The 12,816-nt window shown below is 39.0% G+C and carries 10 protein-coding genes; 5 read left to right on the forward strand and 5 right to left on the reverse strand.

Annotated features, from left to right (window positions below):
* Positions 1-319: 319 nt before the first annotated feature.
* Together AC4G3L_RS12380 and pgmB are read left to right on the forward strand one after the other, a co-directional pair.
* Positions 320-2,629 carry a glycoside hydrolase family 65 protein gene (locus tag AC4G3L_RS12380; RefSeq protein WP_491077291.1) on the forward strand — a complete coding sequence of 770 codons (2,310 nt, stop codon included), beginning with the start codon at positions 320-322 and terminating at the stop codon, positions 2,627-2,629.
* On the forward strand, positions 2,626-3,294 hold the full coding sequence (gene pgmB / locus AC4G3L_RS12385) for a beta-phosphoglucomutase (protein WP_491077292.1): 669 nt from the start codon (positions 2,626-2,628) through the stop codon (positions 3,292-3,294). The genes AC4G3L_RS12380 and pgmB overlap by 4 nt, the downstream gene beginning before the upstream one ends.
* 147 nt (positions 3,295-3,441) lie before the next feature.
* Here the strand turns inward: pgmB and AC4G3L_RS12390 are convergent, their stop codons facing one another.
* Positions 3,442-5,628, reverse strand: coding sequence for a DNA topoisomerase III (locus tag AC4G3L_RS12390; protein ID WP_491077293.1), 2,187 nt, complete (start codon positions 5,626-5,628; stop codon positions 3,442-3,444).
* A 577-nt stretch (positions 5,629-6,205) separates the two neighbouring features.
* Between AC4G3L_RS12390 and AC4G3L_RS12395 the strand changes: the two genes are divergently transcribed.
* A complete protein-coding gene (locus tag AC4G3L_RS12395) occupies positions 6,206-6,403 on the forward strand; it encodes a cold shock domain-containing protein (RefSeq protein WP_491077294.1) in 198 nt (65 codons plus the stop codon).
* A gap of 146 nt (positions 6,404-6,549) precedes the next feature.
* Entirely contained in the window at positions 6,550-7,905 is a 1,356-nt protein-coding gene (locus tag AC4G3L_RS12400; protein WP_491077295.1) for an amino acid permease, read from the forward strand.
* Here the strand turns inward: AC4G3L_RS12400 and AC4G3L_RS12405 are convergent.
* Together AC4G3L_RS12405 and AC4G3L_RS12410 are read right to left on the reverse strand one after the other, a co-directional pair.
* Positions 7,893-8,513, reverse strand: a complete 621-nt coding sequence (locus AC4G3L_RS12405) for a LysE family transporter (RefSeq protein ID WP_491077296.1) — start codon at positions 8,511-8,513, stop codon at positions 7,893-7,895. The two genes, AC4G3L_RS12400 and AC4G3L_RS12405, sit on opposite strands and share 13 nt — an antisense overlap.
* A 139-nt stretch (positions 8,514-8,652) precedes the next feature.
* A complete protein-coding gene (locus AC4G3L_RS12410) occupies positions 8,653-9,645 on the reverse strand; it encodes a YeiH family protein (RefSeq protein WP_491077297.1) in 993 nt (330 codons plus the stop codon).
* Positions 9,646-10,553: 908 nt separating this feature from the next.
* Between AC4G3L_RS12410 and AC4G3L_RS12415 the strand changes: the two genes are divergently transcribed.
* Complete coding sequence (locus tag AC4G3L_RS12415) at positions 10,554-11,414, forward strand: Cof-type HAD-IIB family hydrolase (RefSeq protein WP_491077298.1); 861 nt, start codon at positions 10,554-10,556, stop codon at positions 11,412-11,414.
* 225 nt (positions 11,415-11,639) lie between these two features.
* On the opposite strand, the gene bshB2 is transcribed toward AC4G3L_RS12415, so the two are convergent.
* Both bshB2 and AC4G3L_RS12425 read right to left on the reverse strand, forming a co-directional pair.
* Positions 11,640-12,317, reverse strand: coding sequence for a bacillithiol biosynthesis deacetylase BshB2 (gene bshB2 / locus AC4G3L_RS12420; protein ID WP_491077299.1), 678 nt, complete (start codon positions 12,315-12,317; stop codon positions 11,640-11,642).
* A 16-nt stretch (positions 12,318-12,333) separates the two neighbouring features.
* The gene (locus AC4G3L_RS12425; protein WP_491077300.1) at positions 12,334-12,684 is read right to left on the reverse strand and encodes a YojF family protein; all 351 of its coding nucleotides are present in this window, start codon (positions 12,682-12,684) and stop codon (positions 12,334-12,336) included.
* Positions 12,685-12,816 lie beyond the last annotated feature (132 nt).

A 12,816-nucleotide genomic window follows, 5' to 3' on the forward strand; every position in this document is an offset into this window, starting at 1 on the left:
GATTACTCCATTAAGTAATCCTTCAGAGGTTTTTTATATTTAGTCTGTTAGATCAAGCGTAGTAGGGAAAGACCTATTATGTGGAGCCCGAAGCTAATGTTCATATATAGACCATTTGTCACTATTTAAACTTTGGCTTCACTTCTATGTAATGTATTTTAGGGAAATTTAAGAATTATCAAAATAATACTTTCATAAACTAATGAATGAGTTATAATAAAACTGTACTTTCGTGCAACCGATTGCACAATTCAATCAATGAAGCCAATATACCACTAGTTAAAATAAATGATCGAGTCAAGATGGAAAGGGGTACTGCATGAAACGGCTGTTTTCAATAGATCCTTGGAAGATTATTGAAGAAGAGATGCATAAAGATGATTTCAGATTGGCAGAAAGCATGACGAGCCTTGGTAATGGGCATATGGGGCTAAGAGGTAATTTTGAAGAAACCTATACAGGTGATACTCATAAAGGAACCTATATAGCAGGTGTATGGTTTCCGGATAAAACAAGGGTAGGCTGGTGGAAGAATGGATATCCCAATTATTTTGGAAAAGTCATTAATACAATCAATTTTATCGGAATCCGTGTTTTCATAGGTGAAGAGGAAATGGACCTTAATAAGTCAGAAGTGAGCAATTACAGCCGTGAACTGGATATGAAAAATGGTGTTCTCACAAGATGCTTTACCATTTCACAAGCAGGAAAAGAAACAGCTGTGAAAGTAGTCCGCTATCTATCAATTGCAGAGAAACAATTAGCCGTAATTAAGTATGCGGTTACACCAATTAACCATGACAGCACGATTACGTTTATTCCCTATTTAGATGGGGAAGTTCGTAATGAAGATTCCAATTATGAAGAAGACTTTTGGAAATATATATCATCCAGCTCATCTGAGCTCACTGGCAATTTGGTGATGCAAACAAATGAAAACCCTTTCGGAACAGCGCGCTTTACCGTTTCCGCAACTATGGCTCTTGAAGTGGATGGTAACACAGCCGCGATCAATCCGTTCAAACATGAAGAATATGTAGATAATAAAATTGAAGTTTCATCAGAAGAGGGCAAAACGGTTACCTTAACCAAATATGTAGCAATCACAACAGATCGTGACCATGATGCCGGATTTCTATGTGAGAAGGGCTTGGAGATCGTTAACGCGGCTAAGCAGCAAGGTTTTGAAGCCTGTTTGAAAGCACATTGCGATAAATGGACCGAGCGCTGGGACTTGGCAGATGTTCAAATTGATGGAGACATTGAAGCACAACAGGGAATTCGCTTTAACCTATTTCAGCTGTTTTCAACCTATTATGGGGAAGATGCCCGATTAAATATCGGGCCCAAAGGATTTACAGGCGAGAAATATGGCGGAGCAACGTATTGGGATACTGAAGCCTATGCCATTCCATTATATCTGGCAACAGCTCAGCCCGAAGTGGCTCGCAATCTCTTAATCTACCGTCATGCTCAATTGGAAGGAGCCTATCTTAACGCAGAAAGGCAGGGCGTAAAAGGGGCATTATTCCCTATGGTGACCTTCACGGGAGTAGAGTGCCACAATGAGTGGGAAATTACGTTTGAAGAAATTCATCGTAATGCAGCAATTGCCTATGCGATTTATAATTATGTGAATTATACGGGGGATAAGAACTATCTGAACGAATATGGCATAGATGTGCTGGTTGGCATTTCACGCTTCTGGGCTGATCGTGTTCATTATCATAAAAAGAAGGATCAATACATGATCCATGGGGTAACAGGCCCTAATGAATATGAAAATAACGTCAATAATAACTGGTACACAAATACAATGGCAGCATGGACGTTACGTTACACCCTCGAAGTCATTGCCTATTTAAAAGAAAATGGGCACGAAGCGAGATTTTCAGACCTATTTATTACGGAAGAAGAGTTGAATAACTGGCAGGAAATCAAGGATAAAATGTACTATCCATATGATGATGAAAATAAAGTATTTGTTCAGCATGATACGTATATGGATAAAGATTTGATGCCAGCATCACAATTAAAGCCTGAAGACCGCCCATTAAATCAAAAATGGTCATGGGATAAAATTTTGCGCAGCTGTTTTATTAAGCAGGCAGATGTTTTGCAAGGAATTTATTTCCTGAATAATGAATTTACAGAAGAAGAAAAACGCCGTAATTTTGAATTTTATGAGCCCATGACTGTACATGAATCCTCTCTGTCTCCGTGCGTTCATGCGATTTTGGCAGCTGAGCTCGGTATGGAAGAGAAAGCGTATGAGATGTATACAAGGACAGCAAGGCTTGATTTGGATAACTATAACAATGACACTGAGGATGGCCTGCATATTACAAGTATGACGGGTTCCTGGTTAGGAATTGTACAGGGATTTGCTGGTATGAAAACATTTAATGAAGAGCTTTCCTTTGCGCCATTTATCCCAGCGGCTTGGGAACGTTATTCCTTTACTATCAATTACAGAAATCACCACATAACTATTGAAGTAAATCAGGAGTCCGTGAGCTTTTCTCAAACCGGGCCGGTTATGAAACTCAAAGTTTACGGTAGTGAGCTCGAATTGCCTGCTGATGGTGTAGTAAATGTACCGCTGAAAAAGGAGGGGGAAATCTCGTGAGTAAAGTATTAAAAGCGTTTATCTTTGATTTGGATGGCGTTATTACAGATACAGCAGAATATCATTATCGTGCATGGAAACAGCTTGCCAGTGAGCTGGGGATTGAATTTTCAAGAGAAGATAATGAGAGATTAAAAGGTATCTCTCGGATGGAATCTCTCGAAATCATACTGGAGATTGGGAATAAACAATCTTCCTATACTGATGAAGAAAAAGAAAAGCTGGCTGCACAGAAAAATGCGCATTACGTGGATCTGATTAAGCAGATCACGCCGAGTGATATCTTACCTGGCATTAAGCAACTGCTAATTGATATTAAAGATGCCGGATATAAGCTGGGTCTTGCTTCTGTCAGTAAAAATGCACCGGCTGTGTTGAACTCTTTGCAGCTGAGTGACCAATTTGATTATATGGTGGATGCTCATACCATTAAAAGGGGCAAACCAGATCCGGAAATCTTCCTGAAAGCTGCTGATATGCTCGGAGTTAAAGCCTATGAATGCATAGGGATTGAGGATGCCGCAGCAGGTGTCGAAGCTATTAAGAGCGCAGGTATGTTTGCAGTGGGAGTAGGCTCTAAAGAACAGCTGGCTAAAGCAGATCTCAATTATAGCCATACAGAACAATTAATATTGAATGAATTAATAAAGGAATACCAGAAATAATTGGTGAACAAGCGTCCTGATTTTAGGGTGATGATTTAGCAGAATAGAAAAAGCGTGTTTTGATGGAATTTAATCAATACACGCTTTTTCTATTCTTTTATGCTGTTTTAGTTGATTCTATGGTAGAGCATGGTAAAGCCTTTTTTATTAATCGAACTTCAATCCTTTTAACGCTTCTGCCAGTGCATTATTTACCGGTTCTTCTTCATTTTGTTGTTTTAAATATTTCTGAACAGTACGTTTATCTACTTTACCGCGTGATTCTTTTTTGCGTCTTGCTTCAAAAGCAGATAATTTTTCGCGATAGCCACATTTACATACGAAAATTTGTCCTTCTCCTTCACCGCGAAGCTCAAGTTTCTTTTTACACTGTGGACAGCGTGCATTCGTAACACGTGAAACATTTTTACGATGGCCGCATTCACGATCTTGGCATACAAGCATTTTTCCTTTTTTACCGTTAACTTCAAGCATAGGCTTACCGCAATCAGGACATGACTTGGTAGAGATGTTTTCATGTTTGTATTTCTTATCATTGGCTTTAATTTCAGCCACTATCTTTTTTGTATGCTGTTTCATTTCATTGATGAAGACATCTTTTTTTAGCTTGCCTTTTGCAATTAATTCAAGTTTTTGTTCCCACTCTGCTGTTGTAGAGGGTGAACGTAATTCTTTGGGAACTAAATCTAGCAGTTGACGGCCTTTTGCAGTAATGTATATTTCTTTGCCGCCGCGTTTTTCGATTAGGAATGAATTAAATAGTTTATCAATGATATCCGCACGTGTAGCAACTGTACCTAGTCCACCTGTCGCTTTTAATGTATCTGCAAGCTCTTTATTACCCGTTTGCATATATTTTGCCGGGTTTTCCATAGCAGATAATAAGGTGGCCTCTGTAAATCGGGCAGGTGGTTTTGTTTGCCCGGATGTTTGTGCAAATAATTTGGTTTTTAATACATCACCTTTTTTAATATAAGGCAGTAATTGCTCTTTTACATCATCTGAAGAATCTTCATCATCAAATTGATTTTCATATACTTCTTTCCAGCCGGAGTTAATAACTGTTTTACCTTTCGCAATAAACTTCTCTTTTCCAATTGTCGTTTGTAATGTTAATTGTTCATACTCATGAGCAGGGAAAAGCACGGCTATGAAACGTTTCACTACTAGATCATAGATTTTACGCTCTTTATCAGAGAAAGAAGAGTAGTTAACGTATCCTTCAGTCGGGATAATGGCATGGTGATCACTTACCTTACTATCATCTACAAACGCTTTAGAAGGCTTTATGGGTCTGTTCAGTACTTTATTAGCAAGTGAACGGTATTCGCCTATTCCACATGCTTTTAGTCGTTCCGGGATTGTGCTGACAATATCCGAAGATAAATAGCGAGAATCTGTACGAGGATAGGTTAAGACTTTGTGCGACTCGTATAGACCTTGCATGATTTTTAACGTTTCTTTCGCTGAGTAGCCAAATAATTTATTGGCATCGCGCTGTAATTCTGTTAAATCATAAAGGGCTGGAGAAAATGATTTTTTAGCTTTTCGTTCAATAGCGATCACGGTTGCATCTTGACGGCCAAGTGACTTTACAATGGAGTCAATCTTTTCTTTGCTAAAGCTACGACTATTCCCGTTCGTATCTTGCCAAGTTAGTTTGACAGAATCAGTTTGTGCATCAATACCATAGTATGTTTGTGGGGTGAAGTTTTTAATTTCCTCTTCTCGTGCCGCTATCATAGCTACAGTAGGTGTTTGTACACGTCCGCAATTTAGCTGTGCATTATATTTTGTTGTTAAGGCTCGAGTAGCATTTAATCCGATATACCAATCTGCTTCAGAACGGGCTACAGCAGCGTAATATAAGTTTTCATATGCTTTGCCAGGTTTTAAATTGTTGAACCCATCCTTGATTGCCTTATCTGTTACGGATGAAATCCATAGCCGTTTAATCGGTTTATTTACTTTAGATTTTGCAATAATCCATCGAGCTACTAATTCACCTTCTCGTCCGGCATCTGTTGCGATAATGATTTCATTAACGTCCGCACGATTTATTTGCGATTTAATGGAATTAAACTGCTTACCTGACTGTTTGATTACGGATAGTTTTAAACGCTCAGGAAGCATTGGTAAATCTTCTAAGTTCCACTTTTGATATTTTTTATCATAGGTTTCTGGATCTGCTAACGTGACTAGATGTCCAAGCGCCCATGTTACGATATATTTATCCCCTTCTAGAAAGCCGTTTCCTTTTTTAGTACATTTCAGTACGTTCGCAATATCACGAGCTACTGATGGTTTTTCTGCTAAAACTAAACTTTTTGCCATAATTTCATACTCCTCCAATATCTTGTACTGTTAATATAACATAGTTAGCATGTATGAAATAAAGTGAGGGTTTATCACTTATCGTTTTATCTAAGGAAGTAGAGTGCAGGTGAAGATCTTTATATTTTTATACAAATCGGTGATTGCTTTTTCATCGGTATGCATTTCCATATGAAGTATATGGTGAAATAGCTGAGCAGAAAGGGGAGCGATTGAACGAGCTGATTTGCGCATAATCTTGCTACGTTAAAGCAAAAAGATTAACATAAAATACATGTTGAATCCTCATGCTTCAGTCTATTCTATTCTAAAAACACACACTAATTGTTTCGTTTTGTGTTATTTTATAGTGCATTTTATACATTTATTACCTCATTTTGTTATAACAAGCACAAATTGGATTAGTTAGAGTTGTTTAAATTGTTTGTAAATTTGCGGTGTATATGATACGATTAAAACAGCTAAAAGGTTTGAAGATCAAAAAAATTTTTATAGTCTTTAAGTACATGCTTAGACAGAAAAGGTTTTTCTGGTTTTCTACTTTTAAAATTTTCACTAAAAGTTAGGAGGCCAAAAAATGGTCGGAAAAGTAAAATGGTTTAATGCAGAAAAAGGTTTTGGTTTCATCGAACGCGAAGATGGTGACGATGTATTCGTACACTTCTCTGCAATTCAAGGAGAAGGTTTCAAAACTCTTGAAGAAGGTCAAGAAGTTGAATTCGAAATCGTAGACGGAGATCGCGGTCCGCAAGCTGCAAATGTAGAACGCATTTAATTCAATAAAAACCATAATTCAACAAAACCAAAGGGTACAATCTAAGCGGATTGTACCCTTTTTATATGGGAATACAAAAAAGCATAAGTTTCGTCTGGATGGAGCAGATTAATTGAGGATACTACCTGACAAAGGCGGAATAAGATATGAAAAAAGTAGCATGCGTAACTCCCGAAAAGAAAAAATTACAGTGGTGGCAGCTCTCCCTAATAGGGGTGGGGTGTACAATTGGAACAGGCTTTTTCCTTGGATCAGGATTGGGAATCAAACTTGCCGGTCCAGCTATATTAATTTCTTTTTTACTTGCGGCATGTACCACTTATATCGTATATGAGGCTTTAGCGAAGATGACAGAAAAAGATCCCCAAAAAGGGTCCTTTCGCACATATTCAAGAAAAGCTTTTGGACGGTCCTTTGGATTTTTAAATGGGTGGGTCTATTGGTTCTCAGAAATGCTTATCATGGGGAGTCAATTAACGGCCCTTTCTTTATTCTCGAGGTTTTGGTTTCCAGAATTTCCTCTATGGATTTTTGCTGCCATATATGGCGGGCTGGGGCTGATTGTTATTATGATTGGAACAAAGCTTTTTGAGCCGATGGAAAATGTCAGTGCAATCGTGAAGGTGTCGGCCATCCTAATGTTCGTTATTATTGTAATCCTCGGTCTAAGCGGAATAATTGATGGAAAAGAAACGCTTGACTTTCCTGCTACAGGTAAGGAATTTTTCCCGACAGATTGGAAGAAAACATGGTCGTCCCTTGTGTTTGCTTTCTTTGCCTTTGGTGGTATTGAGGTTCTTGGTATCATGTCCATGAGATTAGAGAAAAAAGAAGATGCTCCCAAGGCAGGAAAAGTGATGATTTTCGCTTTAACTTTTATCTATATTATATCCTTGGGTTTTGTGGTGATGATGCTCCCGTGGAATAAGATTAATTTAAACGAAAGCCCGTTTCTTACGGTGTTGAACTATTATCCGATCAAATTCATCCCCCATCTATTTAATGGAGCTTTAATCATAGCTGGTTTTTCAACTATGTCAGCTTCCCTTTACTCCGTTACGAATATGCTGATCACTTTATCAGAGGATAGAGATGCACCCAAGTTATTGAGTAAAAAGGGTAGGTTCGCGATTCCTTTGCCGGCTTTTGCCGTAACAGTTACCGGCTTATTGATCTCGATTGTTTTATCGAGAGTAATGCCTGATAAGGTTTATGAATATTTTACAACCGGTGCTGGATTATTGATATTGTATAATTGGTTATTAATCCTGTTAACGTATTCTAAACTTAATGAATTAAAAACAAAAGAAAAGGTTAAGCGAACGATTGGGCTTGGTCTCATTACGCTTGCTATTGTGGGAACAATTATTGAAAAGGATACAAGAATGGGTTTTTTCGTAAGTTTAGTCTTTGTTTCCTTTGTTGGCTTGATTACCTTCATTATGGCTATCATTCGCATACGTAAAAGGCCACTCACTAAGCGAAGGTTTCATAACGATTGAAAGCCCATATACCCGAAATAGATTCCGAAACCAACTAACGAAATGCCAGATATAATTGAGATTCCGGACAAGAGCTTATTGGTTAAATACCGTTTAAATATAGAAGCCATTATGGCCATTAAAATATCCCAAACAAAGATTCCGGCAAGAATAGCCATACTGTTTATAATGACTTGCTGTGCGGATAGGTGAGTGACAGTTTGAGCGAGGACTGATCCATAGATGCCGAGCCAGAAAAGAATAGATAAAGGATTCATTAGCGACATGATAAAGCCAGAGCGAAAGGAACGTGTAATTCCACTGTTCCGAGTATTGCTTTGGTTTTTATTGCGATAAACCGCAACCAAGCTTTCAATTCCAGAATAGGTGAGGACAAATGCACCAAATAACCAGAGAAAGGTTTGAATGAGTGGAACTTGTATATATTGAGACAAGCCAGTATAAACAGCAAACATAAAACAGATGTCAGCCAGAATGGCGCCAAGCCCGAATACCCATGCATTCATGAATCCATGTCTTAGACCACGTTCCATTTGTGCTGCATTAATTGGTCCAATAGGGGCTGATAAGGAAATTCCTAAATAGACATATCCCATTAATCCATACATAAAATATTAACCTCCATTTTGATTGCTAAAAACATCATATGCATGTACATAGGCTTGTACGACAAAAAAATTTAATAAAACTCACCTATAAATGAAGGAAACACAAAAATAAAAAAAGAGGCATAAGCCTCTCTAAGGCTTATACCCAGAAATAAGTCAGAATGGATAGAAGGAAAGATGTAATGAATAGCGTTAGCAATGGAAGAGTTGCGCGACTTTTGAGCTCTTTTAAATCTATTGTCAATCCCAGCCCGGCCATAGCCATCGAAAGTAGAAATGTAGTTAGTGTGGCAATGTAATCATATAAGTATTCAGGAAACCATGACCCGGCAAGATATGTACGGAAGATACTTAGGGCTAGGAATCCCAGCAGGAACCACGGGAATGGAATGGCTGTTTGATTGCCGGATTCCTGTTTACGTTTCATCCAGAATACTAATACAAAACAGAAAGGAATCAGCAAGAAAACACGGCATAATTTAGCCAATAATGCCATTGTAACAGCAGCTTCCCCAGCGGGTTCAGCCGCCAATGCTACATGAGCTAATTCATGTAAGCTAAGCCCTGACCAAATTCCATATTCAGTTGGTGTTAGGGGGAGAATCGGAATAAGCATGGTATAGCAGACAGAAAAAATCGTACCCATCAATGCAATCATCCCGACGCTCATCGCTGTATCCTCTTCTTTTGAATCCACAACAGGCGATACTGCCGCTATAGCAGCTGCACCGCATATCCCAGTACCTGCCCCAAGCAAGAAAGAAATCATGGGATCGATTTTCAGCCATTTACCGAGCAATACCATGAGTGCTACGGAAAGCACGATACAGATGAAAGCTTTGGCTAACAAGCCAAGCCCTTCATTGAAGATAATCTGCATATCCAATTTCAGGCCATATAAAATAATAGCGGCCCGCAGCAGTATTTTTGCTGAAAATTGGACACCAGCTCGCAAATTTGTAGGATAGCTCCGAATATTACGATAGAGGATAGCTAGCATAATACTGCATGCTAAAGGTCCTATGTAACTAAAAAAAGGCAATTCGGCAAGTATAAAACCGAGTAATGCCAAAATGGCAGTGAAGCCCAATCCTCCCCAAAAAGATAATGGAGAATCAGTTTGTTTATTCATAATCGTTCACCCTCTAATACTTTCATCATCTAAATTTGAAAACCGTCTTTATGTATGGGTAGAATATAGGTATATACATAGCTCTAAGAAGTTTAGCGTTGGTAAGAGATTCCATGAACTTCCTCCCTAGTTTAATATCCTTTAGCATAATAAAAAAAGGGGCAATCTTCAATTAATCAATAGTATTTTTATCCACTTTTGATAATTTTATGCTGATAGAGGAGAATGTGCAATTCTGTGTGATGTAGATTATTCGGAGTGATATGAAAACCGAAGACTTCTGTGCAGGCATAAAGGATGTAGGTCATGAAGACGTTGCCACAGGACGTGGCGTATTTAGTCTTCGTTCCTTAATTAAGCCGTCTCAGCTTTTTTTTAATCTAGCTTCAGGGCCTAGTCGATCGAGACATAAGTGTAGCTGCTGCAGGAGAGAAAGAGCGCTCTCCCTACGCACCTCCTCTTATGCTTGTCGCGCCTGAACGAGGCCCTTCAGCTTTTTTATGCAATCCAGCTTCGACGGCTAGAAGCTCAGAACATAAGCACGGTCTCTGCAGGAGGGAAGAACACCTCCCTCCGAGCCCTTTTCTTATGCTCCTCACTTCTGGGCAAGCCGTCTCAGCTTTTTTTGTAATCTAGCTTCAGGGCCTAGGAGCTCGAGACATAAGTGTAGCTGCTGCAGGAGAGAAAGAGTGCTCTCCCTACGCACCTCCTCTTATGCTTGTCGCGCCTGAACGAGGCCCTTCAGCTTTTTTATGCAATCCAGCTTCGACGGCTAGAAGCTCAGGACATAAGCACGGTCTCTGCAGGAGGGAAGAACACCTCCCTCCGAGCCCTTTTCTTATGCTCCTCACTTCTGGGCAAGCTGTCTCAGCTTTTTTTGAGAATATATATAGAAGGGGAATAGTAGAATGAAATGTATAGCAACTGATATGGATGGAACATTATTGAATGAATATCAGATGGTAAGTGAAGAGAACCGGAAAGCCATGGAAGCTGTCAGAGACAGTGGAGGGCAGGTTATAGTATCTACGGGTCGTTCTTATAAAGAAGCAAGATATGCTCTTGATAAGATTAACTTTCACTGCCCAATTATTAGTTTGAATGGAGCGGCTGTCTATGATCAACAGGGTGAATTGATAGCATCGAATCCGTTGCAACAAGACAGTTTGCTAGAAACTGTCAAGCTTTTGGAGGAAATGGATCTTTATTTTGAACTGTATACAAACAGAGGGACATTCTCTAAGAATCCTGAAAAAGCGATTGATTCACTCGTCGATATCTTTCTGAGTGCCAATCCTGATCAGGGAGAGGAACAAGTTCGCGAATTTGCTGAAGGCAGAATTAAATTAGGGTTCGTATTTGCAACAGATGATTATTTCAAGCTGATTAACGAAGAGTATATCGAAATATTTAAAATACTAGTTTTTTCTACTGATATGAATAAATTAAAAAATACAGTTACAATCCTTGGACAGATGGAAGGACTAATGGTCACTTCATCAGGTAAAGGAAATATTGAGATTAACCAGAGCGGTGTCTCTAAGGGAATAGCTTTAGAGAGCTTAATGGAAAAATTACAAATCCCACTTGAAGAAACGATTGCTATTGGAGATAACTTTAATGATGTATCTATGTTTGATAAGGCCGGCTTATCCGTTGCCATGGGGAATGCCTCCGATGAGATTAAGGGCCTTTGCAAGGATGTCTCCTTATCAAATGAAGAGCATGGGGTAGCGCATATCATCTACAAATATATGGTTCAAAAATAATTTTTTAAAACGGTATAAACGTATCAAAATATGGTTACCATAGAATTACAATGAAGTTTTCCAAAGTATCCCCCCCTTTTTTGAACCGCCTTTTGTAATGAAGGCGGTTTTTTTATTGAAATAAAATTAGAAATGCTCATAAAAAACCCCATTAAAGTTAGATTGATGTCTAACTTTAATGGGGCAGTTCTGCTATTGATTGCTATTTAAAAGACATTTTCAATCTTATATTTTTTCAGGCCATTTATACTGATAAAACCTCTCAAAGAAAAGCTGGCTTTCAAGTTCTTTATTTCCTTCAGCAAGTAGCTGAGACCAACCGGCCATCATTGCCTCTGTTTGGGAACGGTGCGCAGAGATTGCCTTTAGTTTGGTTTCAATTACGTCCTGAATATTATTTACGATATCAGGCTGTCCAAGGACATTTTGATGGTTATTGGAAAAGGCTACACAATGAAGTTTCGGCCTTTTGTCAGGATCAATTTCGGAAACGGCCTGTACCACAGCTCTGCCGGTAGCCTCGTGATCCGGATGAACACTGAATCCTGGGTAAAAAGTAATGATCAGGGAAGGTTGAAGCTCATCAATTAGCGCAAGTATTTGATCTGCCAGCCATTTTTCATTTTCAAATTCGACAGTTTTATCACGCAGCCCCATCATACGTAAATCCTTGATACCCATTATCTGTGCAGCGTCCATTAATTCTTTTTTTCTGATTTTCGGAAGACTCTCCCGTGTGGCAAACGGGGGATTTCCAAGATTTCGGCCCATTTCACCTAGCGTTAAGCATGCATAGGTGACAGGGATGCCATCTCTCGTATAAGAGGCAATTGTTCCAGAAACCCCAAATGCCTCATCATCCGGATGAGGGAATATGACTAAAACATGCTTCTCTTTATCCATTTATCACAACTCCTAGTTATTTATCAAAAGGGACGGTACTGATTTCAAAAGCGACAGCCAGTCTTCCATTCGGATCGAGTCCGGCCATTAAAAGGCGGCCAAATTCATCAATCTCGTAATGAGTAATCCCTTCAGCATATACCCAGCCTTCCTTCATCCTCAATCCAACTCGATATGGGCCATCGCCCATAATTTTTCCTTCATCGAAACAGATGGAAACGTTACGGATAAATGCTCCTGCTGAGAAAAATGCTTCATCATTATGGGTCGCATAGGCACCGTTCGTTGTCTCTAAATGCAAATAAACCTGTATACCAGCGTATGTTTGCAGAGCTTTTTGTGAATCAATCAGGTCAATTGGCTTCATTAAGGTTACCTCCCAATATAAAAAAAGAATACAGTTTATTCCTATTAAAATAGTGATGTACTAATTATGATACTAAAGTATCTGAAAAAATGCTAAAAATGGAGCTCTAAAAAGGCTGCCCATATTCCGGAC

It is taken from the genome of Bacillus sp. z33 (genome assembly GCF_058313615.1).